The sequence below is a fragment of the Ensifer sp. LC11 genome, assembly GCF_001695835.1.
Taxonomy (GTDB): Bacteria; Pseudomonadota; Alphaproteobacteria; order Rhizobiales; family Rhizobiaceae; genus Ensifer.
Map to the genome: position 1 here is coordinate 33,008 of NZ_MBSO01000018.1, position 25,082 is coordinate 58,089.

26 protein-coding genes and 2 pseudogenes are annotated in these 25,082 nt (G+C 62.1%); 8 read left to right on the forward strand and 20 right to left on the reverse strand.

Annotation, left to right across the window (positions count from 1 at the left end):
• Nucleotides 1–70: 70 nt before the first annotated feature.
• Nucleotides 71–1,342 (reverse strand): 3-phosphoshikimate 1-carboxyvinyltransferase, encoded by a 1,272-nt coding sequence (locus BBX50_RS14295; RefSeq protein ID WP_065775995.1) that lies wholly within the window; start codon nt 1,340–1,342, stop codon nt 71–73.
• 82 nt (nt 1,343–1,424) lie between these two features.
• Nucleotides 1,425–1,973: a LemA family protein gene (locus BBX50_RS14300; RefSeq protein ID WP_065775996.1), complete on the reverse strand. Its 549-nt coding sequence runs from the start codon at nt 1,971–1,973 to the stop codon at nt 1,425–1,427.
• Between the two features lie 248 nt (nt 1,974–2,221).
• Between BBX50_RS14300 and BBX50_RS14305 the strand changes: the two genes are divergently transcribed.
• Nucleotides 2,222–2,419 (forward strand): hypothetical protein, encoded by a 198-nt coding sequence (locus BBX50_RS14305; protein WP_065776050.1) that lies wholly within the window; start codon nt 2,222–2,224, stop codon nt 2,417–2,419.
• Here the strand turns inward: BBX50_RS14305 and BBX50_RS14310 are convergent.
• From BBX50_RS14310 to BBX50_RS14335, 6 genes are all read right to left on the reverse strand, one after another.
• Nucleotides 2,412–2,978 carry an AAA family ATPase gene (locus BBX50_RS14310; protein WP_065775997.1) on the reverse strand — a complete coding sequence of 189 codons (567 nt, stop codon included), beginning with the start codon at nt 2,976–2,978 and terminating at the stop codon, nt 2,412–2,414. The two genes, BBX50_RS14305 and BBX50_RS14310, sit on opposite strands and share 8 nt — an antisense overlap.
• Nucleotides 2,975–3,931 carry a glycine--tRNA ligase subunit alpha gene (locus BBX50_RS14315; RefSeq protein WP_065775998.1) on the reverse strand — a complete coding sequence of 319 codons (957 nt, stop codon included), beginning with the start codon at nt 3,929–3,931 and terminating at the stop codon, nt 2,975–2,977. Before BBX50_RS14315 ends, BBX50_RS14310 begins: the two co-directional genes overlap by 4 nt.
• Before the next feature lie 139 nt (nt 3,932–4,070).
• Nucleotides 4,071–4,262 carry a hypothetical protein gene (locus BBX50_RS14320; RefSeq protein ID WP_065775999.1) on the reverse strand — a complete coding sequence of 64 codons (192 nt, stop codon included), beginning with the start codon at nt 4,260–4,262 and terminating at the stop codon, nt 4,071–4,073.
• 128 nt (nt 4,263–4,390) lie between these two features.
• Entirely contained in the window at nt 4,391–5,257 is an 867-nt protein-coding gene (locus tag BBX50_RS14325) for a S49 family peptidase (RefSeq protein WP_065776000.1), read from the reverse strand.
• Between the two features lie 202 nt (nt 5,258–5,459).
• Nucleotides 5,460–6,236: a methyltransferase gene (locus BBX50_RS14330; protein WP_065776001.1), complete on the reverse strand. Its 777-nt coding sequence runs from the start codon at nt 6,234–6,236 to the stop codon at nt 5,460–5,462.
• Between the two features lie 61 nt (nt 6,237–6,297).
• Nucleotides 6,298–6,519, reverse strand: a complete 222-nt coding sequence (locus tag BBX50_RS14335) for a DUF2007 domain-containing protein (RefSeq protein WP_065776002.1) — start codon at nt 6,517–6,519, stop codon at nt 6,298–6,300.
• A gap of 107 nt (nt 6,520–6,626) precedes the next feature.
• Between BBX50_RS14335 and BBX50_RS14340 the strand changes: the two genes are divergently transcribed.
• The 4 genes from BBX50_RS14340 (at nt 6,627) to moaB (ending at nt 11,105) form a co-directional block, all read left to right on the forward strand.
• Entirely contained in the window at nt 6,627–7,643 is a 1,017-nt protein-coding gene (locus BBX50_RS14340) for a polyprenyl synthetase family protein (protein ID WP_065776003.1), read from the forward strand.
• A 160-nt stretch (nt 7,644–7,803) separates the two neighbouring features.
• Complete coding sequence (locus tag BBX50_RS14345) at nt 7,804–9,639, forward strand: tetratricopeptide repeat protein (RefSeq protein ID WP_065776004.1); 1,836 nt, start codon at nt 7,804–7,806, stop codon at nt 9,637–9,639.
• Nucleotides 9,640–9,646: 7 nt separating this feature from the next.
• Nucleotides 9,647–10,561 carry a 4-(cytidine 5'-diphospho)-2-C-methyl-D-erythritol kinase gene (locus tag BBX50_RS14350; RefSeq protein ID WP_065776005.1) on the forward strand — a complete coding sequence of 305 codons (915 nt, stop codon included), beginning with the start codon at nt 9,647–9,649 and terminating at the stop codon, nt 10,559–10,561.
• A gap of 1 nt (nt 10,562) precedes the next feature.
• The gene (gene moaB / locus BBX50_RS14355; protein WP_065776006.1) at nt 10,563–11,105 is read left to right on the forward strand and encodes a molybdenum cofactor biosynthesis protein B; all 543 of its coding nucleotides are present in this window, start codon (nt 10,563–10,565) and stop codon (nt 11,103–11,105) included.
• Nucleotides 11,106–11,389: 284 nt separating this feature from the next.
• Here the strand turns inward: moaB and BBX50_RS14360 are convergent, their stop codons facing one another.
• Entirely contained in the window at nt 11,390–11,926 is a 537-nt protein-coding gene (locus tag BBX50_RS14360; protein WP_065776007.1) for a glycosyl transferase, read from the reverse strand.
• A 183-nt stretch (nt 11,927–12,109) separates the two neighbouring features.
• Here BBX50_RS14360 and BBX50_RS14365 point away from each other — a divergent pair, with 183 nt between their 5' ends.
• The 3 genes and pseudogenes from BBX50_RS14365 to BBX50_RS14375 form a co-directional block, all read left to right on the forward strand.
• Complete coding sequence (locus BBX50_RS14365) at nt 12,110–13,267, forward strand: PA0069 family radical SAM protein (protein WP_065776008.1); 1,158 nt, start codon at nt 12,110–12,112, stop codon at nt 13,265–13,267.
• A 231-nt stretch (nt 13,268–13,498) separates the two neighbouring features.
• Nucleotides 13,499–14,146: a ribonuclease HII gene (locus tag BBX50_RS14370; protein WP_065776009.1), complete on the forward strand. Its 648-nt coding sequence runs from the start codon at nt 13,499–13,501 to the stop codon at nt 14,144–14,146.
• A gap of 62 nt (nt 14,147–14,208) precedes the next feature.
• Nucleotides 14,209–14,436 (forward strand): annotated as a pseudogene (locus BBX50_RS14375) (ribonuclease HII); the annotation flags it as partial.
• Between the two features lie 306 nt (nt 14,437–14,742).
• On the opposite strand, the gene BBX50_RS14380 reads toward BBX50_RS14375, so the two are convergent.
• From BBX50_RS14380 to BBX50_RS14430, 11 genes and pseudogenes are all read right to left on the reverse strand, one after another.
• Entirely contained in the window at nt 14,743–15,228 is a 486-nt protein-coding gene (locus BBX50_RS14380) for a F0F1 ATP synthase subunit B (protein WP_065776011.1), read from the reverse strand.
• 13 nt (nt 15,229–15,241) lie between these two features.
• Entirely contained in the window at nt 15,242–15,859 is a 618-nt protein-coding gene (locus tag BBX50_RS14385) for a F0F1 ATP synthase subunit B (protein WP_053250827.1), read from the reverse strand.
• Between the two features lie 76 nt (nt 15,860–15,935).
• The gene (locus BBX50_RS14390) at nt 15,936–16,163 is read right to left on the reverse strand and encodes a F0F1 ATP synthase subunit C (RefSeq protein ID WP_025426100.1); all 228 of its coding nucleotides are present in this window, start codon (nt 16,161–16,163) and stop codon (nt 15,936–15,938) included.
• Nucleotides 16,164–16,245: 82 nt separating this feature from the next.
• The gene (locus BBX50_RS14395; protein ID WP_065776012.1) at nt 16,246–16,998 is read right to left on the reverse strand and encodes a F0F1 ATP synthase subunit A; all 753 of its coding nucleotides are present in this window, start codon (nt 16,996–16,998) and stop codon (nt 16,246–16,248) included.
• A gap of 60 nt (nt 16,999–17,058) precedes the next feature.
• A complete protein-coding gene (locus tag BBX50_RS14400; protein ID WP_065776013.1) occupies nt 17,059–17,418 on the reverse strand; it encodes an AtpZ/AtpI family protein in 360 nt (119 codons plus the stop codon).
• Nucleotides 17,419–17,720: 302 nt separating this feature from the next.
• Nucleotides 17,721–18,896, reverse strand: coding sequence for a cell wall hydrolase (locus tag BBX50_RS14405; protein WP_065776014.1), 1,176 nt, complete (start codon nt 18,894–18,896; stop codon nt 17,721–17,723).
• 287 nt (nt 18,897–19,183) lie between these two features.
• The gene (locus BBX50_RS14410; protein WP_065776015.1) at nt 19,184–21,082 is read right to left on the reverse strand and encodes a potassium transporter Kup; all 1,899 of its coding nucleotides are present in this window, start codon (nt 21,080–21,082) and stop codon (nt 19,184–19,186) included.
• A 16-nt stretch (nt 21,083–21,098) separates the two neighbouring features.
• Nucleotides 21,099–21,253 (reverse strand): annotated as a pseudogene (locus BBX50_RS14415) (CorA family divalent cation transporter); the annotation flags it as partial.
• A gap of 397 nt (nt 21,254–21,650) precedes the next feature.
• Nucleotides 21,651–22,814 (reverse strand): Mrp/NBP35 family ATP-binding protein, encoded by a 1,164-nt coding sequence (locus BBX50_RS14420; RefSeq protein ID WP_065776017.1) that lies wholly within the window; start codon nt 22,812–22,814, stop codon nt 21,651–21,653.
• 534 nt (nt 22,815–23,348) lie between these two features.
• The gene (locus BBX50_RS14425) at nt 23,349–24,104 is read right to left on the reverse strand and encodes a LuxR family transcriptional regulator (protein ID WP_083213684.1); all 756 of its coding nucleotides are present in this window, start codon (nt 24,102–24,104) and stop codon (nt 23,349–23,351) included.
• A gap of 162 nt (nt 24,105–24,266) precedes the next feature.
• Nucleotides 24,267–25,007: an autoinducer binding domain-containing protein gene (locus BBX50_RS14430; protein ID WP_065776019.1), complete on the reverse strand. Its 741-nt coding sequence runs from the start codon at nt 25,005–25,007 to the stop codon at nt 24,267–24,269.
• Nucleotides 25,008–25,082 lie beyond the last annotated feature (75 nt).

Sequence of the window (25,082 nt, forward strand, 5' to 3'; positions counted from 1 at the left end):
CGGCGATTTGATCGGTCAGAGCGGGATGCCGGCGCAAAACCGCATGTACTTTTCCTCATCCCGCTCTCGCTCACGGCCGGTCGCCGGTAAATTCGACGCCGAGGGAGGCGAGCGCGTCCCAGTAGGCCGGGTAGGTTTTGGCGACGCAGCCCGGATCCTCGATCGTGATGCCATGGATTTTCAAGCCGGCAAGCGCGAAGCTCATGGCGATGCGGTGATCGGCAAAGGTGTCGATCGAAGCAGGCAAGGTCTGCCCCGCAAGCGCAGGATCGGACGAGACGATCAGGTCGTCGCCTTCCTCATGGGCCAGTCCGGGCCGGATCGCGCTGAGACCCAGCGAAAGCGCACGCACGCGATCGCACTCCTTGACGCGCAGGTTGGCGAGGCCGACGAAGCGCACCGGGGTCTTGTTGAAGGCGGCGAGCACGGCGATCGTCGGGATCGCGTCCTGCATCTGCGAACCGTCGATGACATCAGGCAGGTTCGGGAAGCTTGAGATCACCGCATGGGCGCGCGCATCCGGCTGCGAGAAGGCCGTCGCCGGAACGCCGAGATCGATGGCACCGCCGGTCAGCACTTCGGCCGCCCAGAGATAGGTCGCAGCCGACGCGTCCGGCTCGATGACATAGTCCGCCGCGCGATATCCGGTCGGCGCAACCTGCCAGACCGACGGGCTCACCTGCTCCACTTCGGCGCCGAAGGCCCGCATGGCCGCAACCGTCAGGTCGATGTAACCGCGGGCGCCGATCTCGTCGCCGGCAAGCTCGATGCTAACAGGTCCTTTGGCGCCCGGGGCCGCCATCAGCAATGCCGAAACGTATTGGCTGGAAAGGCCGGCGTCGATGACGACGCGACCGGCCGGGAAGCCGCCCGTCCCCTTGACCGTCACCGGCGGGCAGCCGGTTTCGGAGGTGACTTCGACGCCGAGGGTACCGAGAGCCTCGACCAGCGGCTTGATCGGTCGCTTGCGCATATGCTGGTCGCCGTCGACCACAACAGTGCCGTCGACAAGGGCGGCGGCCGCCGCCAGAAAGCGCGTCGCGGTTCCCGCATTGCCGAGGAACAAGGGGGCCGCCGGCGGCAGGAGTTTGCCCGTGCTTGTCACGACAAAAGTCGTGTCGTCGGGCTCGCTGACCTCGACACCCATCGCCCGGAGCGCTTCCGCCATGTAGCGGGTGTCGTCGCTCTTCAGCGCGCCGGTCAGCCGGCTCGTGCCTTTCGCAAGACCGGCCAAGAGCAGCGCCCGGTTGGTGATCGACTTCGAGCCCGGCGGGCGCACATGGCCGCGGAGTGGGTGATCGATCGGCAGGATGGTCAGCTTCTTCATGGTATCGGAGGTCATGGCTTGGGTCTCTTGATGCGAAGGGCGCCGCAGCGGGAACCCGCGGCGCGGAATACTCGGGAGGCGTGCTACGTATACAGGATCAGAACCTGACCTGCGGTACGGCACGATCGGCTTCGTTGGTGATCTCGAAATAGCCGGCTTTGACAAAGCGGAAGGTGTTGGCGATCAGGTTCGACGGGAAGCTCTCGACCTTGACGTTGAGATCGCGGGCAGCGCCATTGTAATAGCGGCGCGACATCTGGATCTCGCCTTCGATCGTCTCCAGCGAGCGCTGCAGCTCAGCGAAATTCTCGTTCGCCTTCAGGTCCGGATAGGCTTCTGCGAGCGCAAACAGCTTGCCGAGCGCCTGGGACAGTGCCCCTTCCGCCTGGGCGCGACCTTCGACATCACCTGCCGGAACCGCCTGCGCCCGATTGCGCATGGCGATCACCTCTTCGAGCGTCGACTTCTCGTGCGCTGCGTAACCCTTCACCGTTTCGATCAGGTTGGGGATGAGATCGGCGCGGCGCTTCAGCTGCACGTCGATGCCGGACCAGGCCTCCTCGGCAACCTGACGCGCCTTGACGAGGCCGTTATAGACGAAAACCAGATACAGGATCACGACGACGCCGATTGCCAGGCCGATCATAGGGTACCCTCCAAAAAACTCGCGCAGAGATTAGCATTCGCCTCTCAGCTTCAAAGCGCTTTCTGCAGCATTCGGCCGGAGAAACGCTCTCCTCCCCAACTGTCGCGCGCTTCGTGAACGCACTGTTCACCGCCGCGAGACGCACTCAGACCCAAACACCTCGATTCCTGTTCCATCGGGAACGGCGGCCGGACCGATGATCGGCGATAGTCGATCCATCGAACAAACCCGGAAACGAAGTGAAGACCATGAAAACGCTCGTAACTCTCATCAACGTGATCGCCTTTACGGCGCTCTTCGTTGCCTATGCGAGCGCTGCTTCCGCTGAGCGGCCGACCGGGGTTCGCCGCGCTCTGCAGACCTATTCCGGCCAAGTCTATACCGGTGCCTATCCCACGCTGAAGCCGGTCTGCAAGAGGAACGCCGGCGTAACCCTGATCATCTGACCGCCGATGGGTCAGCGATCCGTGCCGCGATCGCTTCGGCCGCCGCATCCGCACCAAGCGCAGTCACGTCGATTTCGATCAGCTGGTCACTGCTGCCACGCAACAGGCGATGTCTTCCGCGCAAGCCCAGAAGCACATCGGGATCGGTCAGCTTGTGCAGTTTGCTTCGGCCCGCACGTGTCAGACGCTTGAGATTTTCCGCGACATCGCAATCGACCACGACCGCAACGAAGCGGGCGCCACGCTCTCGCGCGAGCTCGGCGCAGTCTTCGAAGGCGCGGGTATCGGCGACGTCATCGGAGAGCGCGTCGGTGAAGACGAAGGACTGCTTGAACGACGCCATCGCCAGATGCTCGAACACGCTTGCGCGGACCGCAGACCGCAGCGAGCGATAGAGCGGGTCACTGCGCGCAAACAGAGCCTCGGCAGGGTTGATCAGCGTGTGGTTGTCGGCGAGCCGCGCGCCGAGCCTTTCGGCCAGATGGCGCGCGATCGTCAGCTTGCCGGTGCCCGGCCAGCCGTTGATGTGAACGACGAGGCTCGTTGGCTGTGCGCTCAAGCGGCGTCCCGGTTAAGGTTCGCGCCGCCTGCATCGGTCAGCAGGAAAGCTTCGCCACAGGCCTTCGCCAAGGTGCGCACACGCAGGATGTAGCTCTGGCGTTCCGTGACCGAGATGACGCCACGGGCATCGAGCAGGTTGAACACATGGCTCGCCTTGATGCACTGGTCATAGGCGGGGAAGACGCACTTGTGCAGGTGGTTGTTGCTGTGATCGCCCGGCGCGCCGGCCGCAAGCAGCGCCTGGCACTCGGCTTCCGCATCGATGAAATGCTGATGCAGCATGGCGGTGTTGGCGTATTCGAAATTGTAGCGCGAGTACTCCTGCTCGGCCTGCAGGAAGACATCGCCATAGCTGATCTTCTCGGCGCCCTCGCGGCCGTTGAAGTTCAGGTCGTAAACGTTGTCGACGCCCTGCACATACATGGCGAGGCGTTCGAGACCATAGGTCAGTTCACCGGAGACCGGCGAGCATTCGATACCGCAGACCTGTTGGAAATAGGTGAACTGCGACACTTCCATACCGTCGCACCAGCACTCCCAGCCAAGGCCCCAGGCGCCGAGCGTCGGGCTTTCCCAGTCGTCCTCGACAAAGCGGATATCGTGCAGCAGCGGATCGAGACCGATCGCCTCCAGCGAGCCGAGATAGAGCTCCTGCAGATTGGACGGATTCGGCTTCAGCAGCACCTGGTACTGATAGTAGTGCTGCAGCCTGTTGGGGTTTTCGCCGTAGCGGCCATCGGTCGGGCGGCGCGACGGCTGCACATAGGCCGCGCGCCAGGGACGCGGCCCGAGCGCACGCAAGGTCGTTGCCGGATGGAACGTGCCGGCGCCCACTTCCATGTCGTAGGGCTGCAGCACGGCGCAACCCTTATCGGCCCAGTAGTTGTGCAATGTCAGGATCAGAGCCTGAAACGAGCGCTTCGGGTTCATATGATCGGGCAGAGTGGTCATGGATCGCGTCCGAATTCTTCCAAAAAATGAGCCGGACAGGTGCCATGCCTGATGACGAGGGTCAAGCGCTACGGCGCCGCGATGCCAAATAGGCGCGCAGCAGTCCGCCGCCCTTCAATTCGCAGGATACGTGCGTTGCCTACTCGTCGTCGCGCTTCAGCCTGTATTCACCGGTTTCCGGATCCTGAACCAGCGTCCCTTGCGCACCGGTCTGCTCCTGACGGCGTGCCTGTTCGCGCTGGCGCGTCAGCCGTTGCGCATCGGACACGAACTTGCGGTAGCCGAGCCAGAAGATGAAACCTGCGATCAGGAGCAGGATAAGTTGCGGCATTTTTCCTCCCAGGGCGCGCGCGAGGGCGTTTCCGATCACAATGACGTCGTCGGGCGCCCTATCTCATTTGTCTTACGCAATTTCCGGACGCGAAACCGTGCGGCATTTTCGCCGGAATTGCTTGGGGCTTAGAGCCCGAACCGCGCCCACAATGCCCTCTCCTCGATTGCTTCGGCAAGTCCCGCCGCTGCCGATGCGGCCAGAGGCGCGGCAATGCCGCCAGCGACGGCTGTACCGGTCTGCCGGCGGCCAAAAAGGCTTCGCACCGGCTGGATGAGTTCGAGCCGTGCTTTCTCGCCATAGCGCTTCTTCACCTCGCCACGCAAGTCGCCAAGCCCATCGATGAGCCCCAGCTCCAACCCACGTCGACCGGTCCAGAAAAGTCCGGAGAAGATATCCGGATCGTCGGCGAGCATTTGCCCGCGCCGCGCCTTGACCATCTGGATGAAAGTATCATGGATATCGAGCTGCAGGTTCTTCAGAAACGCGATGTCCTGTTCCTTTTCCGGCTGGAACGGATCGAGCATCACCTTGTTTTCGCCGGCGGTATAGACGCGCCGCTCGACACCGATTTTCTTCAGCAGTTCCGGAAAACCGAAGCCGCCGGAGACGACGCCGATCGAGCCGACGATCGAGGTCGGATCGGCGATGATCTCATCGCCGGCAAGGGCAATCATGTAGCCGCCCGAGGCCGCGACGTCCTCGACGAAAATGAGGACGCGCTTCTTCTTCTCCTGAGCGAGGTCTCGGATGCGCTGGTAGATCAGTCGCGACTGCACCGGGGAACCGCCGGGCGAATTGACAGAAATCGCGACCGCGGGAGCCTCCTTCAGCGCAAAGGCCTTTTCAAGCAGAGGTGCTGCCGTTGCCAGGTTGAGCGCCGGCCGAAACTGCCCGCCGCCAGCCATGATCGCGCCGTGAAGCCGGACAACGGGGATCGTCACCCCCTCCTTGCGAAAACGCTTGGGCAACATCCGTCTCAGGAACGCCTTCATTTCAACTCCTGCCTGCTAGATCACGATGATTTTGGGTCCGATCGACCAAAATCACAAACGCGATCGGTTCTCATAAATCAGAGCGGGATTCTGGCGGCAAACCGCATACACTTTTCCTCATCCACTCCGATGGCCACGTGTTCTGACCCGTCCATGCCCATGTATGCACTGACGTGGCAAACGCAATGCCACATACGGTAAATCAGCGGCGACGATAGGCCGCCCGGCCATTGTTGAGATCATCGACATGATCCGCGAACCGATGCCCCTCTTCATGCATGACGAGCGGTGCGCGCAGTACCAGCCGTTTGCGGCTCTGCTTGATCGCGGTCACCAGGATGCGCACGGCGTTTTCGCCAACCCGCGGGTGGAGCGCCGTGATCTCGATACCACCGAAGCGGCGGCCACAGGCGGCGATAATCTCGGCGATCGATTCCGGCCGGGCGATCAGCGACAATTGCCCGCCCGGTTTCATGATCGCGCCGGCGGTCTTCACCCAGACCTCGAAGAGCCCGTCGCTCATCGCGTGGGCCTCGGCCTTGAGGCTGTCAGGAGTCTTGCGGTCGGACGCGTCGTTGAAGGGCGGATTCATGATCACATGGTCAAAGCTGTCGTCCGCAAGGCCGGCTGCCACGCGCACCTTGCCTGCCAGCGACACATCCACCTCCAGCACCGAGACCCGCGCCGCAAAGCGGGCGTTTTCGATGAGCTTCAGGCTGCGGCGGGCATAGTCCGCCATGATCGGCGAGCGCTCCACCAGGACCACCTCCGCACCATCCATTCGCGAGGCCACGGCCATGCCGGCTGCCCCCGCACCGGCGCCAAGATCGGCGACGCGGCAGGGAAGACGGTCCGAAGAAACGAGCGATGCCAGCAGCATCGCGTCCATGCCGGACCGATGCCCCTGCCCCAGCGGCTGCACGACATGGAACTTGCCGCGATGGAAGGCATCGACGGTTTCGGTTGCCGCAGCGGTCATAGCGCAGTTGCCCGCAGCATCCGCAGGAAGCCTGTGGTGCCCACCCACCTTGCATGCGGATTCACGGCCGCAGCTCCGCCTCGAGACCGGCGTCGATCAGGATCCGGCGCGCAGCGTCCGCGTCCTCTTCCGCAACCAGAAAACGGCGCGGCAGCAGGCCAAGCGAACCTTCGAGAATGCTCATCCCCTGATCAGCAATGAGGCTGGCGATACCGGCATCCTTCATCAGGCTCTCGGCAAAGGAGAGCACGACGACATCGTTGGTACGAATCAATTCCTTCATCCGGCGGTTTTTCCTGTCCTATTTCAGCAAGCGGGACAATTCGCCTCTTGCCGCACGGGACACCCCTTCCTATTGTCGAAAGCGACAATGAAAACAGGAGTCCCGGTGTGGGCGTAGTGATACCGCTGGAAGACAGCAAAAACAAACAGGCGTCCGTAAAGCCTCTCGTTGACCTGACAGCAGCGGACATGGAGCGCGTCAACCAGCTCATCCTGTCGAAGGCCGGCTCCGACGTTCAGATGATTCCCGAGGTCGCCAACCACCTGATTTCTTCCGGCGGCAAGCGTCTGCGCCCGATGCTGACGCTCGCCTCCGCCTCGATGTTCGGCTACGAGGGCGACGCCCACGTCAAGCTCGCCACCAGCGTCGAGTTCATGCATACGGCGACCCTTCTGCATGATGACGTCGTCGACGAAAGCGACCTTCGCCGCGGCAAGTCCACTGCGCGCACGATCTGGGGCAACCAGGCGAGCGTGCTCGTCGGCGACTTTCTGCTCGGGCAGGCGTTCCGCATGATGGTCGACGTCGGCTCGCTCGACGCGCTCGACGTGCTGTCGACGGCCGCTTCCGTCATCGCCGAGGGCGAAGTGCTGCAGCTGTCGGTCGCCAAGAACATGGAGACCACCGAGGACGACTATCTCCAGGTGATCCGTGCCAAGACGGCAGCGCTCTTTGCCGCCGCCGCCGAAGTCGGGCCGATCGTCGCCCAGACCAGCAAATCCGACCGCAATGCGCTGAAATCCTACGGCATGAATCTCGGCCTCGCCTTCCAGCTCGTCGACGACGTGCTCGACTATGGCGGCTCGTCGAGCGATCTCGGCAAGAACGTCGGCGACGACTTCCGCGAGGGCAAGATCACGCTTCCGGTGATCCTTTCCTACCGCCGCGGCACGGCGGAAGACCGCGCCTTCTGGCGCGAGGCGATCGAAGGCGGCGACAGCAGCGATGCGAACCTCGACAAGGCGCTCGGCCTGATCAAGCGCTACGGTGGCCTCAGCGACACCATCGCGCGGGCCCAGCACTACGGCACGATTGCCCGCGACGCGCTGGCGCCGCTACCGGCTTCTCCCTGGAAATCGGCGCTGACGGAAGTCATCGACTTCTGCATCGACCGGGTGAGCTGACGGGACGCCAGCCGGGCCAGGACAGACGACAGGATTTTCTTGCCGCGTTGCGCCAAAAAAGCCATTCTGTTCCTCAAGAGTTGTGCTGGCCAATGCGGCTGACTCCGAAAACAACCCTCAGTGGTGCGCAAGGCCGAGCGATCGGCACGAAAGGTTTGACATGCGGCAAATGACGATCCTCCGCCTCCTCAGCGGCGCTGCACTGCTGGCTCTTGCCGCGGTCAGCACCAGCTACCCGGCTTTCGCCGAGGAGAAGGCTGCCGCCACCGAGGAAAGCGAACCCTTCGACATCAAGACGGTGAACACCTTCGCCGGCGCATTCCTTGCCGCCCGCACCGCCGACACGGATCGCGATTTCGCCTCGGCCACCGAACTGTACAAGATCGCGCTGCAGTTCGAGCCCAACAACAATGACGTCAAGCAGCGGCTGATGATCACGCTGCTGATGGCCGGTCAGTTCGACGACGGCGCAAAAATTGCCGAGCAGCTCAAATCCGACCCGGCTGTCGAGCGCATCACCACGGTCATCCGCGCGATCGAAGCGATCCGCAAGCGTGAGTATCGCAATGCGCAGAAACTCCTGAACTACCAGGGCCCCAACGACCTTGACCGGCTGATGAACGGCCTGCTTTCCGCCTGGGCAAAGTTCGGTCAGGGCAAGCCGAAGGAAGCGCTGGCGCAGATCAACGGGCTGGATGGCCCCGAATGGTTCCGGGTGTTCAAGAACTATCACGCGGGAGCGATCGCCGTTGCCGCGGGCGATAAGCAGACGGCGCGGACGAGGCTCAACGACGCCATTCTGGATCGCGAAGGCGGAAGTGCCGCGCCTGACACCTTCATGCGGGCGGTCGAGGCACTCGCCCGCTTCGAGGCGCGCGAAAACAACAAGCAGAAAGCGCTCGACACCATCGCCGTCGGCGAAAACATGGTCAACAACTACACGCCGCTGCAGGCGCTCCGGACCAACATCGAAAACGGTGTACCGCAGGAACAGCAGGTCAAGAACGCCACTCAGGGTGCCGCAGCGGTGCTCTTCTCGATCGGCGCCGCGCTCAACCGCGAGGGCGCCGAAGATATTGTCTCGCTCTATCTGCAGACCGCGCGCCGGCTCGACCCCGACAGCGCCGACATCCTGGTCATGCTCGGCGGCATTGCCGAAAACCTGAAGAAGCCGGATGAGGCGATCGAGCTTTACAAGGCTATTCCGGAGAACTCACCGATGCGGCGGGTCTCCGAACTGCAGCTTGGCCTCAGCCTGGCGAGCATCGGCAAGGTCGACGAGGCGAAGAAGCACCTGAAGGCGCTGATCGACGTCGATCCGAAGAACATCCGCAATTATCTCGCCTATGGCAGCGTGCTCTCCGACGCCAAGGACTACAAGGAGATGGGCGAACTCTACGACCGGGCCGTCGACCAGATCGGGCCGGTGCCGAAGCGCAGCGACTGGACCGTATTCTTCCAGCGCGGCATCGCCTACGAGCGCCAGAAGCTCTGGGAGAAGGCCGAGCCGAACTTCCGCAAGGCGCTGGAGCTCAACCCGGACCAACCGCAGGTGCTGAACTACCTCGGCTATTCCTGGGTCGACATGAACACCAATCTCGACGAAGGCCTCGAGATGATCCGCAAGGCGGTCGAGCTCAAGCCTGATGACGGCTACATCGTCGATTCGCTCGGCTGGGCCTATTTCCGCATGAACCGCTTCGATGAGGCCGTCGTTGAGCTGGAAAAGGCGGCCGAGCTCATGGCCGGCGATCCGACGATCAACGATCACCTTGGTGATGCCTACTGGCGTGTGGGCCGCAAGCTCGAGGCCGTGTTCCAGTGGACCCAGACGCTTGAGCTGAAGCCCGAGGAAGCTGAGATCCCGAAGATCAAGGCAAAGATCGAGAACGGTCTGCCGCCGCTGAAGGAAACGGTTCCTGCCTCGGCCGACGCCAAGGAGACGGCGCCGAAGAAAGTGACCCCGGAAGCCCCCGCACCGGACAAGAAGTCCTGACGATCCCATGTCGGAAGGCGGCATTGCGGGCTTCGCGCTGACGCGCGCAGCACCCGCCAAGATCAACCTGGCACTGCACGTCGTCGGCCAGCGGGCCGACGGCCACCATCTTCTCGAAAGTCTCGTCACGTTTGCCGATCGCGGCGACCGGATCGGCCTTTCGCCGGCCGTCGCGGATCGCTTCACGGTGTCCGGACCCTTTGCGGCCGAGCTGCCATTGGATGCCAGCGCCCAAGGCGGCAATCTGGTTCTGAAGGCCCGGGACCTGCTGCGCGCGGAGCTGCGTTTGCTTGATCCGGCAGCCGCCGGCCCCGTCCATTTGCATCTGGAAAAGAACCTGCCTCTCGCCTCGGGCATCGGCGGCGGCTCTGCCGATGCGGCAGCGACACTTCGCGCGCTTCTTGAACTCTGGGGAGCGGCGATCGAACCTTCGCGTCTCGATGCTATCGCGCTGAGACTTGGGGCCGATGTGCCGATGTGCCTCAACGGCAGCCCTCTTCTGGCGAAAGGGATTGGCGAAGAAATTTCCCCGCTCAGCGACTTTCCCTCGCTGGCAATGGTCCTCGTCAATCCGCTGGTCGCAGTCTCGACGCCCGTGGTCTTCCGGACGCTCAAGAACAAGACCAACCCACGGCTCGCCCTGCCCCGCGCTCCAGAGACGGGAAGCGAATGGCTCTCTGCCATGGCCTCGATGCGCAACGACCTGCAGCCACCAGCCGAGAGCCTGGAGCCCGTCATTGGGGCGGTTTGCCAGGCCCTCGGGGAAACCGGTGCAGCGCTCGCGCGGATGTCCGGTTCGGGCGCCACGTGCTTCGGCATTTTCGAGAACGACGAAGGCGCTGAGCGCGCGGCGGGCGCTCTTTCTGTCGCACATCCCGGATGGTACGTTCTCGCCTGCAAGACGACAGGAAAAGGAGCATAAAATGGCTGGCATCGACGAGAACCGCTCCTTCATTCCGGTCGGCATCGCCATCCTCACCGTGTCAGACACGCGCACGCTTGCCGACGACAAATCCGGCGACACGCTGGAAGCGCGGGTCCGCGACGCGGGACACCGGCTGGAGGCGCGCACGATCGTTCCCGACGACAAAACCAAGGTCCATGATCAGGTGAAGGCCTGGACGCTCGATCCGGCCATCGACGTGGTGATCACCACAGGAGGCACGGGATTTACCGGCCGCGACGTGACACCGGAGGCGCTGGAACCTCTCTTCGAAAAACGCATGGACGGGTTCTCCGAGGTGTTTCACCGGATCTCCTACGAGAAGATCGGCACCTCGACCATTCAGTCGCGCGCGACCGGTGGCGTTGCCAACGCCACCTTCATCTTCGTTCTGCCCGGCTCACCCGGCGCCTGCCGCGACGCGTGGGACGGCATATTGAAACAGCAGCTCGACTACCGGCACATGCCCTGCAACTTCGTCGAGATCATGCCGAGGCTCGACGAACACCTGAAACGCGGCTGATGATGGCAGGCATTCTGGCGCAGCCGTCCCTGTTACCTTTGTAACTGACAGCTGCTTTTCGTCCCGTTAGCTTCTGACCGTCAGCCAGCGAAGAACCAACGCCGCACCATCCACTCTTCGCACTGCAAAGACGCCTTTCCGCCTATGTCCCTAAGCGGGGAGAACTGTAGGATACGACGTGCAGCCAGAATGCTGCCCGGCAAGAAATCTATCAAACAAAGTGATTTGAGAGCCGCTTGGAGGTGCCGTCCCCGGACTGGCACCTTTTTTGTTTGTCGATGCGCTCAGGAGCGCACTGCCACCTGTCTGCCCTCAAGCGCGACCCAAGCCGGAACGAGCTCGGTCGAAAGTTTGCGGACCGCCCGAACATTCGTCATGTCACCAAGGCACATGTTGCCGCGTGCCGCCGCAAGTGCATCGTGCTTGTGCATGAGGAAGCCAGTCTCCAACGGCTTCTTTCGCCCCGCCAGGCGACGGAGGAACGGCTTTCGGTGCATTCTGGAATGGGAGAAGCGTGCCGGGGCCTTGTTGAGCGAGACATATTCGGCCAGTTCGTCGACCCAACGGCCGAGCAGGCGGGCGCCCGGCTCCAGCAACATCACCCATTCACCACGCGCAGAACGGACCACGTCAGCCAGGTCCCAATCCTGACAGAAGCGGCATCCGGCCGCGTCCGCGACGTGCGATGAGCCGTCTTTGGATCCGTGATCAAGAATAATCACGTCGCTGACGAGCCCCTCCACCGCACCGGCGACCAGCACCGAAAGCGTTTGTGCCAGCTCGGCTTCGTTGTCCCGTGTTTCCATGATGATGGTCAGCATGGTCTCTCCTACCGCATCAAGGCCGGGATTGCTACATCCTCGCCCCTCCCGCTCCGCGCGCGCAGCTCGAAAGACGGCACAGGGCCGAAGACTCATTTTTTGTTCTTGTATTGTTCTCGTTTTCGCGATAGGAAAACAATCAGAACAAAACGGGATCAGATATCTGATTCCGGGGAGATTCCAATGACCGAGCTGTCTCAGATCAGGCAGGGCGCGCTTGCGCCCGCCAACACGGCAGATGTGGCCGAAGCGATGATGAGCGCAACGGGCCTCCGGATCGACATCGACCGTCGCCGGGGACGCGGCGCCGGGATGAACATGTCCGGCCGGTTCGAACCGCAATCGCGCGAAACTTTCGACGATGGTTGGGAAAGCCTTGAGGATCTGCCGCCGTTCAAAACCGAAGTCCAGGTCGAGAAACCACGTTCGGTGATCACCAGGAACGAGTCGCCGGATATCTCCTTCGACCGTTCGATCAACCCCTATCGCGGCTGCGAACATGGCTGCATCTACTGCTTCGCCCGGCCAACCCACGCCTATATGGGCCTGTCCGCCGGACTTGACTTCGAAGCGAAGCTCTTTGCCAAGCCGGATGCCCCGCGGCTCCTGGAGCGCGAGCTGGCGCGGCCGGATTACAAGGTGAGGCCGATCGCCATCGGCACCAACACCGACCCCTACCAGCCGATCGAGAAGGAATGGCGCGTCATGCGTCAGATCCTTGAGGTGCTGCGGGACGCCAATCACCCGGTCATGATCGTCACCAAGTCAGCGATGGTCACCCGCGACATCGACATCCTGGCGCCGATGGCTGAAAAGGGCTTGGTGCGGGTCGGCATCTCGGTCACGACGCTCGACCGGAAGATGGCTCGGACCATGGAGCCGCGCGCGGCGACCCCGCCCAAGCGACTCGATGCCATGCGTGCAATCGCCGAGGCCGGCATCCCGACCGGCGTTCTCGTTTCTCCGATCATCCCGGCGCTGAACGATCACGAGATCGAAAGGGTTCTCGAAGCGGCAAGGACGGCCGGCGCGACGGAGGCGAGCTACGTTCTTTTGCGGCTGCCGCTGGAGGTGAGCCCACTCTTTCGCGACTGGCTGCTGCGCAGTTACCCGGACCGTTACCGGCATGTCATGTCGCTCGTCCGCTCGATGCGCGGTGGCAAGGATTACGACGCCGAATTCGGCAAGCGCATGAAGGGTGCCGGTCCCTATGCCTGGCAGATCGGACGCCGCTTCGATCTGGCGGTCAAGCGGCTGGGCTTCAATCCGACACGCCGGCAGTTGCGTGACGATCTGTTCGTGCCGCCGCTTGGAACGGGGGTGCAGCTCTCGCTTCTTTGAAAGCTTCCCCGCGTGGCCACGCAAGGCTGCCGAAGCGCGTGACCGGCCAGAAGCAGGATATGCCGACGGCGACGTGAGATCACCTACAGGCCTGCTGGCCCAAAGTGTCTGAAGCCATATCGCAGTTCCGGTGCCCCGTCCCCCGTTCAGGGCACCGGCCATCCCCCCGTCCGCCGCCGCACTCGGACTTGGGGGCTTGAAGAGAATCGGTCGATCGTGCGAATTTGACGTATGTCTCGCAGATCGCCCGATTCTCCCCTTTTTCCCGATATCATCGAAGCGCCCGATTTCAGTTTTGAACTTTCGGCCAAGCGCGACGGTTTCTGGCCGGTCGCCGGCGCTGATGAGGCCGGCCGCGGACCGCTCGCGGGGCCGGTCGTTGCCGCCGCTGTCATTCTCGATCCAGATGCCATTCCGGACGGGCTCGACGATAGCAAGAAGCTCAGCTCTCAGGCCCGCGAGACGCTCTTTGAGAAAATCCTTGCCACTGCGGATGTGTCGATCGCGTCGGCCTCGGCCGGCACGATCGATTCCACCGATATTCGCAAGGCAAGCCTGGAAGCGATGCGCCGCGCCGTGGCCGGCCTCCCCTCAACCGCCCGCTTCGTGCTCGTTGACGGCCGCGACGTGCCGCCGGGACTGTCCTGCCATGCCAAAGCCGTGGTGAAGGGCGATGCTCGCTCGCTGTCGATTGCCGCGGCGTCGATCGTGGCCAAGGTGACGCGTGACCGCATGATGGCGCGCGCCGACCTGGCGCATCCGGGCTACGGCTTCGCGCTGCATGCGGGCTACGCGACGGTGACGCATCGCCGCGCCATTGAGGCCCAAGGGCCCTGCGCACTCCATCGCATGAGCTTCCGGCCCCTGCGCCAGGACTGAAGCGCCGAGCGTTCCTATAAGCGCACCAAGGGACGCACTGTGTGCCTAGGCGATCCTTCCGCGCCAAAGCCGCCGTGAAGGGCGATGCTCGCTCGCTGTCGATCGCCGCGGCGTCGATCGTGGCCAAGGTGACGCGTGACCGCATGATGGCGCGCGCCGACTTGGCGCATCCGGGCTACGGCTTCGCGCTGCATGCGGGCTACGCGACGGTGACGCATCGCCGCGCCATTGAGGCTCAAGGGCCCTGCGCACTCCATCGCATGAGCTTCCGGCCCCTACGCCAGGACTGAAGCACCGAGCGTTCCTATAAGCGCACCTAGGGATGCTCGGTGTGCCTGGCCATCTTCCGCGGCCGGTGGTTTCACGTGCACGCAGAACGCTGCAGGAACCGTACAGCGCCAAATCTTGAAGGTAGTTTTCGATCCGCCGCGCGGACGTCGCGCCGTATGCTCTGCGGCCCTGCCAACGCGACTTTCCACAGCGCCACGGCGTTTTGCCGCTTCAGCGCGACAGAAAGCGCACCCCTCGCACGGGTCGACCTACAAACAAAAAGCCCCGCGCAAGGCGGGGCTCTTCAATCGGAATGTCCGAATTTGTTAGTTCAGGCGTGCCTTGACTTCGCCAAGCGCCTTTTTGAACAATTCGCTCTGGGCACCGGCGTCAGCCTTGGCGGCAACAACCTTTTCGGCAGCGCTGATAGCCAGATCGACGGCGGCCGAACGAACGGCGTTGATCGCGTCGCTTTCGGCCTGCTTGATCTTCTGCTCCGACAGCGCGGTCCGGCGGGCGACGAATTCCTCCGTCTTCTGCTTGGCTTCTGCGGTCAGCATTTCGGCTTCGCGCTGAGCGGCGGCAACGATACCGGCAGCTTCCGCTTCGGCATCCTTGCGCTTGCGCTGGTATTCGGCAACGAGGGCCTGGGCTTCTTCGCGCAGGCGCTTGGCTTCGGCCAGTTCGTTGGTGATCTTGTCGGCACGGGCGTCTAGCGCCTTGCCCATCATGCCCGGAACCTTGAGATAGGCGATCAGGACGAAGAACAGGATCAAGCCGACGAGGGCATAGAAGGTCGCATCAAGATGCATGGTTCAGTGCTCCTCAGTTACCGGCCGATGCCTTGACGGCAGCGACGATCTCAGCCTTGGTGACGGTGCCGCCAATGAGCTGCTTGACGACGGCGGTCGCAGTTTCCTCGGCGATCGCGCCGACGTCCGCGAGTGCCTTGGTCTTGATGTCGGCGATACGGTCTTCCGCAGCGGCGATCTTCTTGGAAAGATCGGCTTCGACAGCGTTGCGATCGGCGACAGCCTTGGACTTGGCAGCCTCGCGCGCACCGTCGGCAATCTGATGACCCTTGGCCTTGGCCGTTGCCAATTCCTGCTCATAGGATGCGATGGCGGCGTCGGCTTCGCCCTTCAGGCGCGACGCTTCGTCGAGATCCTGAGCGATCCGGTCGTGACGGGTTTCAAGAATTCCGCCGATACGCGGAATGATGACCTTCGACATCAAAAGATAGAAGAGGCCAAACGTGATCGCGAGCCAAAGCAGCTGCGATGCGAAATGGGTCGAATCGAAGGGCGGGAACACGCCGGAGCCAGCCTCGCCTTCGTGGGCCACACCCGTTTCGGTGTGCACCTCACCGGCCGCAGCGGCATCGTGTGCTTCGGCGCCTTCAGTGGTGGTTGACTGCTGGGCATAGGCCGCGGTCACAAACATGCTCACCTCCAGGTGCACTCAAGAATATGCGCGGCCGCGGCCTTTTGACGGGCCGCGGCCGAAACTCCAGCCGTTATTAGACGGCGAAGAGGAGGAGCAGGGCTACGAGCAGCGAGAAGATGCCCAGAGCTTCCGTAACGGCGAAGCCGAATACGAGGCGGCCGAACTGACCGTCAGCAGCCGACGGATTGCGCAGTGCGCCGGACAGGTAGCTGCCGAAGATGTTGCCGAGGCCGAGAGCCGTGCCGGCCATACCGAGGCAAGCGAGACCTGCGCCGATGTACTTTGCTGCTTCCGCTTCCATGATTGAACTCCTTCGAATGGTGTTGCGGCTTAGGATTGTGCTTCCGGCGGAGAGCCGGCCGGAAGCAAGCGACTGTTATTCCTTAGTGGCTTCCGGGATGCACAGCGTCGTTGAGGTACATGCAGGTCAGTACCGCGAAGACATAGGCCTGGAGGAAGCAGACGAGGAATTCAAGACCGGTGATGGCGACGGTCATGATGAGCGGCAGGATCGCACCACCGATACCCAGCGCTCCAAGAGCGCTCAGCGAGGTGACGAAGCCAGCGAAAACCTTCAGCGTGATGTGGCCGGCCAACATATTGGCAAAGAGACGGACCGAGAGGCTGATGGGACGGGAAAGGAACGAGATGATTTCAATCGCCACGACCAGCGGCAACAGCACACCCGGCACGCCGTGAGGCACGAAGAGCTTCAGGAAGCCGAAGCCGTGCTTGTAGAAACCATAAAACACCACCGTACCGATGACGAACAGCGCAAGCGCGAACGTAACGATGATCTGGCTGGTGATGGTGAAGAAGTAAGGGAACATGCCGAGCAGGTTCGCCGTCAGGATGAACATGAACAGCGAGAACACCATCGGGAAGAACTTCATGCCGCCGTTGCCCGCACCTTCGCGCAGCATCGAAGCGATGAATTCATAGGACATTTCCGAAACCGACTGCAGGCGCGTCGGGACCAGCCCGCGCTGCGATGTCGTCAGGTAGAGGAAACCGGCCGCGGCACCCACGGTCGCAACCATGAACAGCGACGCATTGGTGAAGGAAAAGTCAATTCCGCCAATTTCGATCGGGACAATCTTATTGACCAGGAACTGGTGGGTCGGATCGTTTGACACCGCGCTTCTCTTTCGTTCTGCCCGCCTTGAGAGCGGATACCGTGTTTTTCGGGCGACGCCTCAGGCGTCATCTCCGTCCGTCTTGTCATTTCCTGAACTGCGCTTGACCGAGTCGAGTGTTGCCACCATCCCCGCCGAACGCAGTACATTCAACACACCGGCACAAAAGCCAAGGAGCAGGAAAATGATCATGCCCCACGGCCCTGTACCCGCAAAGTGGTCCAAAAGATAGCCCAGAAACGCCCCGACAACGATGCCGGCGATGAACTCGCTCGAGAGCTTCATCGCCGCCGCATAGCCCTTGCGGCTTTCGGCGGCTCGTGCCTCCGCTACATCAGGCGCATGAGGCCTCTTGGCCTCAATCTTATCGCCGAGCTGCTTCAGCCGTGCTTCCAGACTGTCTTCAGGTTTCTCCGCCACGTGGCTACTCCCTTGTCGTCCTCACCGGGGTCTTCGACCGCGATTTCGGCCACACAATAAGCTGCCGTTCAAGCCACGTTTCGGCCCCATTTGAAGTCGCGCGCAACATAGTTTTAGGCACCCGCATAGTCAAGGCATGCGGACCGCTTGAGCGTGGACAATATTTTACAATGAATTCAAATGGATATGCTCATTCCACCTGTTCCGGCGCATGCTCCGCGCAGGAATCCTGCCATTTGGCCGGCGGGAATCTTCATTCGCTCAGAAGAAACGAAAGACGGCGGAATCGCGTCGGACGCCGATCAGCTCCAGCCGCCGCCATAGGTCCGGTAGAAGATGTGCAGGCCAATCTTGCCGACACGCTTCATCGTCTTCGCCCAGGGCGGATTGACGTAGGTTGCGTGGTAATGGGTCGCCGAGCCCACTTCCGGCAGCCAGATCTTGCCGGCGGTGACTGCCATAGCCACTTCCTTGGCCGTCTTCCAGTGCGAGCGCGAATAGATGAGGTCGCGGATCATGTCGCAGGCGAAGGAAAACTGGCAGCGGTTGCGCCAGCTCTTGTTCTGATAGACGACGCCACAGATGCTTTTTGGATAGGTGGGGTTGCGGACACGATTGAGAATCACCTGCGCGACCGCGGCCTGGCCCTTGAGCGGCTCGCTGCGCGCTTCGAAATAAATGCCTTCGGCGAGGCAGGTCTGTTCTTCCTTGCTGAAAGCCGACGCCGGCAGCGGGGTGGCGGCCCAGGCGTGATCGTCCGGCGCGATCTCGGGGATGAAGCGGCCGGCGTTCTTGTCTTCGCGCAGAATCGAATCAAAGGGCGATTCACGCGCATAGTCCGGCTCGGGCCGGACGTAAGCAGTCGCAAGAATGTCGGGCCTGTCGTTGGTGACGAGCTTGGCCAGCATCGGTGAAACACCGGGATCTGCTTTTGGCGGCTTCTTCCGATAGAAGGCCGTGGCGATCTCGATCTCCTTGCCCTTGAGGCGGGACTTGGCAAAAACCATCTTCTCCCCCTCCTCGAAGCGCGGCTCCGTCAAGGAACTCGTTCGCTGCAGGATGGAGCCGGCGGTGAAATCCTTGGGCGGCGTCACTGGGGTCACAGCGACGATGCGGCCCTTCTTGGCATTGCGGTTGACGCGATCCTCATCAGGGGTGCCCGAATGCTTGGTTTCGGAGGTCAGGGCCACGCGGCTGCCATCAGGCATGTTGATGCCGGCGCCGCCATCGAGCGCGCCTGTGGTGATCGGGTCGGAAAAGACCATCTCGACCTCGTGGATCGAGCCTGCCGGCGACGGCGTCATGTACATGCGCCAGCGCTCGCCGCCACGATTGATCCCGGACAGAAAGGTTGCGAGGTCCGCATAGGCGGCAACGGAGGGAAACCCGAGATAAAGGGCAAGACCGATGATCGCAGGCGCCGTCCACGCAGAAACGTTCAGGCGAGACTTTTGACGCAGGTTCCGACTCTTACGCACCAACCGACTCCACGCAACGCTAACAGGCGGCACGGCTTCGCCAGCGCCGGCGAGAGGCCAGCGTCAGGGATTCCGCGCGGGGAAGCTTAGACAATCAAGCAGCCGGACACTCCGCCGGCACCGCTCCGTTCGAGCCTTGAAAATGAAGCATTAACCTTGATGTTTGGTTAATGCAGCCTGGCTGAAGAACACCTGCCTCGCAAATGCAAACGGGACCGCCTCGGTTTCGAAGCGGCCCCGTTGAAAGCGATTGTCGGCCGCCCTGCCCGATGATCGGCGTTGCGACGTCAGATGATGACGTGCGACCCGAGTTCGACGACGCGGTTGGTCGGCAGTCGGAAATAGTCCGAAGGATCGATCGCGGCATTGGCAAGCGCGATGAACAGCCGGTCCTGCCAGTGCGGCATACCGGATTCGGCATCCGGCACGAGCTTGCGGCGCCCGAGATAGAACGACGTCGACATGATGTCGAACTTCAGACCCGACTTGCGGAAAAGGCCAAGCGCCTGCGAGACGTTCTGCGTCTCCATGAAACCAAAGCGCATTTCGAGCAGCGTGAAGCGATCCGATAGGGGCTGCATGCTCACCCGCTCTGATTTCGGCACTTTCGGGGTATTCGCCGTGCGGATCGTCAAAATGAAGTTCTGATTATGCAGCACGTGATTGTGCTTGATGTTGTGCAAGAGCGCCGCCGGGGTCGATTCCGGATCGCTCGTCAGGAACACTGCCGTACCGGGCACAGCGACCGGCGCGTGTTCGCTCTTGCGCTCGATCGACTTGATGAAGCTCGCCAGCGGTATGTCGATATGGCGGGTCTTGGCGTGCAGGATCTCGGTGCCGCGCCTCCAGGTCCACATGATGATGATAAATGTGGCGGCGATCAGCACCGGCACATAACCACCGTCGTGGACCTTCAGCATGTTGGCGCCAAGAAAGATGAACTCCAGCGCAAAAAGCGGCACCAGCACTGCCGCTGCCGCAAGTGCCGACCAGTTCCAGCGCATGCGCAGGAACTCGAAGGAAAGCACGGTCGTCACCACCATCGCGCCGGTCACCGAGATGCCGTAGGCGGTCGCCAGCGATTCGGAAGAGCCAAAGACGAAGACCAGCGCCATGACGCCGAACATCAACAGCGTGTTGACGTTGGGCAGGTAGATCTGGCCGGTGTGGGTTTCGGATGTATGGAAGATCGCCATGCGCGGCAGGAAGCCGAGGTGGATCGCCTGACGTGTCAGCGAGAAGGCGCCGGTAATCACGGCCTGGCTGGCGATGATGGTCGCCGCCGTCGCCAGAATAACCACCGGCAACAGCGCCCATTTCGGGAACATCAGAAAGAACGGATCGGACATGGCTTCCGGGTTCCTCAACACGAAGGCGCCCTGACCGAGATAGTTGAGCGTCAGCGCCGGAAAGACGATCAGGAACCAGGCCCACTGGATCGGGCGGCGACCAAAATGGCCAAGGTCGGCGTAGAGCGCCTCGGCCCCCGTCACCGTCAGGAAGACGGCGCCGAGCACGATGATGCCGACATAGCCTTCGGTCAGCATGAAGCTCACGGCATAGTAGGGGTTGAAGGCCTTGAAGATCGCCATGTCGTCGGCGATGTGGACGAGGCCGATGCCGCCCATCACCAGGAACCAGACGAGCGTGATCGGCCCGAAGAAGTTGGAGACGGCCGCCGTTCCCTTTGACTGCACGGCAAAGAGCATGAGCAGGATCACCACCGCGATTGGAACCACATATTCCGATAGCGCTGGCGTCACCAGTTTGAGACCTTCGACGGCTGAAAGAACCGACAGAGCCGGTGTGATCATCGCGTCACCGATGAAGAGGGCTGCACCGGCGATGCCCATGAAAAAGAGGATCGATGCGTGTCCGTTGGCGGACTTCATCAGAAGAGCGAGCAACGACAGCGTGCCACCCTCCCCCTGGTTGTCGGCGCGCAACAGAAACAGCACATACTTGATCGTGACGATGATCGTCAGCGTCCAGATCATCAGCGAGATCAGGCCGATGATCTCCACGTCGGTCAAGCCGTCATGGGAAACCGGGCGCAGCGCTTCGCGAAAGGCGTAGAGCGGGCTGGTGCCGATATCGCCGTAGACGACACCGATCGAGCCAAGCCCGAGGATCAGCAGGCGGCGCAGATCCTTCGGCTCGTGAGAGGGGGCATGCGATTGGGTCATGCAAACCTACTGGCCATCAAAGCCAGCCTTTCCAGCGGAAAAGAAGAAGGGGATCACAGCCGATGTCAGCATCGCCGCGAGTGCCCAGGGATAGGCGCGTTGCCATTCCAGTTCGGGCATGACGCGGAAGTTCATGCCATAGACCGAGGCAACCAGGGTCGGCGGGGCGACGGCAGTCCCATCGGCGCAATAGCCGGTGATCATGCAACCGTCCTCGTCATGCAAACCTTAGTGCCGAACAGCGAAGGCGAAAGGTCGTGCGCCACAAAATACCCACAATAGAAATCCATCGGATGCAGCGTTCCGCCAGTCAGGACAAAGTCTTCAACTCAGTCATCGCGAGAGGCCGAAATCTCCGGCGAGAAGGCGTGAGGTTGGGCACCTTCGTAAGTGAGGCAAGGCATATGGCGCAACGCAGACGCAAAATCAATGCCCTCTTGCTTGTCGACACGCGGGCGCACACGGCCGCTCCGCCGCCACCCTATCCCATGTTCGCTTAAATCAAAACCGATTCAAGGGCAAAACGAATCGAGCCGAGCAACGCCGATAAGGATCGCCGCGGGGGCGATCATTCGAAGACGATGGTCGGTGCCGCGCGGCTCTTGTCTTGCTGCTGGGCAGACAGCTGTTCCCAGACCTTGGACGCGATATCCCGATAGACCCGCGCGACTTCGCCAGTCGGATCCGATGCGACCAGGGGCGTGCCCGCATCCGATGTTTCGCGAATGCCCATGGTGAGCGGCACTTCGCCGAGGAACGGGACGCCGATGCGTTCGGCCTCCTTGCGGGCGCCGCCATGGCCGAAGATATCGTAGCGGTTGCCCGTATCCGGGGCGATGAAGTAGCTCATGTTCTCGACGATGCCGAGAACCGGAACCTCAACCTTTCGGAACATCGCCAGGCCCTTGCGGGCATCGATCAGCGCCAGGTCCTGGGGCGTCGAGACGATGACGGCACCGGCAAGCGGGACCTGCTGGGCCATGGTCAACTGTGCGTCGCCGGTACCCGGCGGCATGTCGACAACCAGGACGTCGAGATCGCCCCAGGCGACTTCGCGCAGCATCTGCAATAGCGCCGACTGGATCATCGGGCCGCGCCAGATCATCGCCACCTCCTCGTCGACGAGGAAGCCCATGGACATGACCTTGAGGCCGTAGTTTTCCATCGGGCGGATGAGGCGGCCTTCGATCTGCTGCGGCCGGCCGGAAATCTTCAACAGACGCGGCATCGACGGGCCGTAGATATCGGCATCGAGCAAACCGACCTTCAAGCCGTTTGCCTTCAGCGCCAGCGCCAGATTGACCGACGTCGTCGACTTGCCGACGCCCCCCTTACCCGAAGCAACCGCGATGATCGCACCGACACCCGGGATTCCGGCCTTGGCGGGAGGCCCGCCTGCGGGACGCTGGGCATGGGAGTGGCCGGCATGAGATGGCGCCGAGGGTTGCGGACGCTGGACCGGCGCGCCGCCGGGAGCCGCCTTGCGGTCGGCGGTCAATGCCACCATGGCCGCCGTGATTCCCGGGATTTCGCGCACCACGCGCTCGGCCGCGGCCCGCATCGGCTCCAGTTCCTTGGCGCGGTCGGCCGGCACGGTAATCGAGAAATAGGCCTTGCCGTCGGAAATGAAGACGTCCGACACGAGCCCAAGGTCGACAATGTTGCCTTCCATGTCCGGGCCGCGAACCGCCCGCAGCTTCTCAAGAACCACTTCTCTGGTGACTTCCGGCATCGCGCCCTCTCATTCTTTTCTTAATTCCTTAGATAGTCGAGGCGGGGCGCTTCGCCAATGCGACATAACGGAAAAAGGAAGGGCCACCACTCGCCCTGGTGTCCGTACATCCGGGATCACCTGGAGGCGAGCAGTGGCCCTTTTCTTCGCGACCTTCGTGGGCGCTGTCTTCTTTTTAGTCCCCTCTGGACATGCCAATAGAAATGCAGGATGCGTGCCAACTTCGCTGAACACAGATATAGATAGAAGATTCAATCAGATAGCCTGCCTAGGCTCTGGCCCGGCGCTGACAATAGGTGCCCAGTTTCTGAGCATCGCCTGAGAAATCGCTCAGCTTTGGAGCATTTCGCCACATCGCGCGTTCGTTCTGAACGCACTGAGAGCGCGGGAAAACCTTTCGCTCGCGGTCGTTTCACCATGAGAACGGGACGCGCCAGAATAGAGCTGGCGCGCGACCTGCATCGCAACTGCACAGCCGCACGGCAATCGGCCCGGCCGTCGCCGAGGCAACGGCGAAAGCGGGAACCTTGGGGCTTAGCTGATGTAGCCCTTTTTCATCGCCTTCACGACCGCCTGGGTGCGGTTGACGGCGTCAAGCTTCTTGGTCACGTGATTGAGGTAGTGATTGACCGTATGCTCGGAGAGCCCGAGGATGCCGGCGATCTCGGCGCTGGTCTTTCCGGCGGCCGTCCAGCTCAAACACTGGATCTCGCGTTCCGAAAGGGCGGCACCGCTGCTCTTCCATACGGAGCCGATCTCGGCGAGACGGTTGTAGACATGGATCGCGATCATCTGCAGTTCCATGGTGACCGTCATCGGCAGCTCGACCAGAGGTCCCATCAAGATGACAGCACCGCGCCCGCCTTCGGCATCGTGGACCGGGAAGTAGCTCGCCTGGAAGATGCCGTTTTCGCGCAGCATTGCGATATATTCGGCCGCCGATTCCGGCTTGCCGCCCTCGCCCTCCCAGTCTGCGAGCGTGACCTGGAACGGCGTCGTCGTCTCACGCAGCCGGCGCACGCCGGTGCTGAAGCGCAGCATCGACAGGCTGTCATACTTGTTCAACAGTTCTGCCGGCATGTTGGAGATGACGGTGCTTGCAGCCAGACGCTCCACATCGATCGAGGGGATCGAGCAGATAAGAAAGGTCTTGAAGCCAAAGACCTGCGTTACCCTCCGCATGTAGCGGATGATATCGAACTGGGTCTCAAGCTTTGCGATCTCGGACGCGAAATCACCGCCCCGGGGCAGATCTGCGTCAGTCATCCCGGTCGTCATCGTATCCTGCATTCGCGCGTTCCATGGCATTCATCGAGTATCAAATAGACCGAGCCGGCCGCCAATGCCAACAGATGTTCGAGTTTCCCCGCCGCCTCGACCCAAAAGTCTGTGTATTTCCCCCCGCGAAGGGCCAACGCCGTCATCGGCATCGCGCACGGCGCGTAAAGATTGTCAATTGATCAACCCGGCACGCATGGCTTTTGCAACGGTCTGGACCCGATTGACCGAATCCAACTTGCGCGTCGCACGGTTCAGATAGTGATTGACCGTGTATTCGGACAACGCCAGGATTTTCGCCATTTCACTTGTGGTCTTGCCCGCTGCCGCCCAGCGCAGGCACTCCACCTCGCGGCGTGACAGGCTTCCCGCACCGCGCCGGTCGCGATCACGAACTTCCATATATTTGCTGTAGAGCACGCCGGCCCACAGGTTGAGCTCCTGAAGCTCGTCGTTCGAGACCACGGGGCGGTCGCCACCAAAGGCGATCGCCGCGCGATGCCCGCCCGCATCGTGCACCGGCAAATAGAGTCCGCGCGGCATGTTCGCCTGCTCGAAGACGCAGATGGCCGCATCGCCCTTGCCGTCGGAGCGGCGGCGCGCCAATTGATGCGCATCGTAGGTAAAGGGAATCGTGCTGCGGCGCAGCCGCTGGATCACCGGGCTACCATTGATCAGCCCGGCACTGTCATACCCCTTGAGGAAAGCGGCCGGGTAGTTCGTCATCAGCGCGTTGACCGACAGGCTGTTGCAATCCGTCTCGGGGACGGCAAGCACCAGGAAGCCCCGGAAACCGTAGGCATCCGCAACCTGCGTGATCACACGCTTTATATCGTCTTCGCAACAGATCGGCCCCCGGATGGTCCGCCCATCAGGAAGCGTCAACGCCGACAAATTCGCGCTGAAATCGATCATCTTCCGCCCTTCTCCACATCCGGAACCGCGCAGGAACCGGCCGCTGACGCCGCATGAAGATCACGTCAAATTTCT

What these genes read in the sequence shown, in the direction of transcription:
- BBX50_RS14295 (WP_065775995.1), bottom strand. Translation starts at nt 1,342, where the DNA reads ATGACCTCCGATACCATGAAGAAGCTGACCATCCTGCCGATCGATCAC.
- BBX50_RS14300 (WP_065775996.1), bottom strand. Translation starts at nt 1,973, where the DNA reads ATGATCGGCCTGGCAATCGGCGTCGTCGTGATCCTGTATCTGGTTTTC.
- BBX50_RS14305 (WP_065776050.1), top strand. Translation starts at nt 2,222, where the DNA reads ATGAAAACGCTCGTAACTCTCATCAACGTGATCGCCTTTACGGCGCTC.
- BBX50_RS14315 (WP_065775998.1), bottom strand. Translation starts at nt 3,931, where the DNA reads ATGACCACTCTGCCCGATCATATGAACCCGAAGCGCTCGTTTCAGGCT.
- BBX50_RS14320 (WP_065775999.1), bottom strand. Translation starts at nt 4,262, where the DNA reads ATGCCGCAACTTATCCTGCTCCTGATCGCAGGTTTCATCTTCTGGCTC.
- BBX50_RS14325 (WP_065776000.1), bottom strand. Translation starts at nt 5,257, where the DNA reads ATGAAGGCGTTCCTGAGACGGATGTTGCCCAAGCGTTTTCGCAAGGAG.
- BBX50_RS14330 (WP_065776001.1), bottom strand. Translation starts at nt 6,236, where the DNA reads ATGACCGCTGCGGCAACCGAAACCGTCGATGCCTTCCATCGCGGCAAG.
- BBX50_RS14335 (WP_065776002.1), bottom strand. Translation starts at nt 6,519, where the DNA reads ATGAAGGAATTGATTCGTACCAACGATGTCGTCGTGCTCTCCTTTGCC.
- BBX50_RS14345 (WP_065776004.1), top strand. Translation starts at nt 7,804, where the DNA reads ATGCGGCAAATGACGATCCTCCGCCTCCTCAGCGGCGCTGCACTGCTG.
- BBX50_RS14350 (WP_065776005.1), top strand. Translation starts at nt 9,647, where the DNA reads ATGTCGGAAGGCGGCATTGCGGGCTTCGCGCTGACGCGCGCAGCACCC.
- moaB (WP_065776006.1), top strand. Translation starts at nt 10,563, where the DNA reads ATGGCTGGCATCGACGAGAACCGCTCCTTCATTCCGGTCGGCATCGCC.
- BBX50_RS14360 (WP_065776007.1), bottom strand. Translation starts at nt 11,926, where the DNA reads ATGCTGACCATCATCATGGAAACACGGGACAACGAAGCCGAGCTGGCA.
- BBX50_RS14365 (WP_065776008.1), top strand. Translation starts at nt 12,110, where the DNA reads ATGACCGAGCTGTCTCAGATCAGGCAGGGCGCGCTTGCGCCCGCCAAC.
- BBX50_RS14370 (WP_065776009.1), top strand. Translation starts at nt 13,499, where the DNA reads ATGTCTCGCAGATCGCCCGATTCTCCCCTTTTTCCCGATATCATCGAA.
- BBX50_RS14380 (WP_065776011.1), bottom strand. Translation starts at nt 15,228, where the DNA reads ATGCATCTTGATGCGACCTTCTATGCCCTCGTCGGCTTGATCCTGTTC.
- BBX50_RS14385 (WP_053250827.1), bottom strand. Translation starts at nt 15,859, where the DNA reads ATGTTTGTGACCGCGGCCTATGCCCAGCAGTCAACCACCACTGAAGGC.
- BBX50_RS14390 (WP_025426100.1), bottom strand. Translation starts at nt 16,163, where the DNA reads ATGGAAGCGGAAGCAGCAAAGTACATCGGCGCAGGTCTCGCTTGCCTC.
- BBX50_RS14410 (WP_065776015.1), bottom strand. Translation starts at nt 21,082, where the DNA reads ATGACCCAATCGCATGCCCCCTCTCACGAGCCGAAGGATCTGCGCCGC.
- BBX50_RS14420 (WP_065776017.1), bottom strand. Translation starts at nt 22,814, where the DNA reads ATGCCGGAAGTCACCAGAGAAGTGGTTCTTGAGAAGCTGCGGGCGGTT.
- BBX50_RS14425 (WP_083213684.1), bottom strand. Translation starts at nt 24,104, where the DNA reads ATGCAGGATACGATGACGACCGGGATGACTGACGCAGATCTGCCCCGG.
- BBX50_RS14430 (WP_065776019.1), bottom strand. Translation starts at nt 25,007, where the DNA reads ATGATCGATTTCAGCGCGAATTTGTCGGCGTTGACGCTTCCTGATGGG.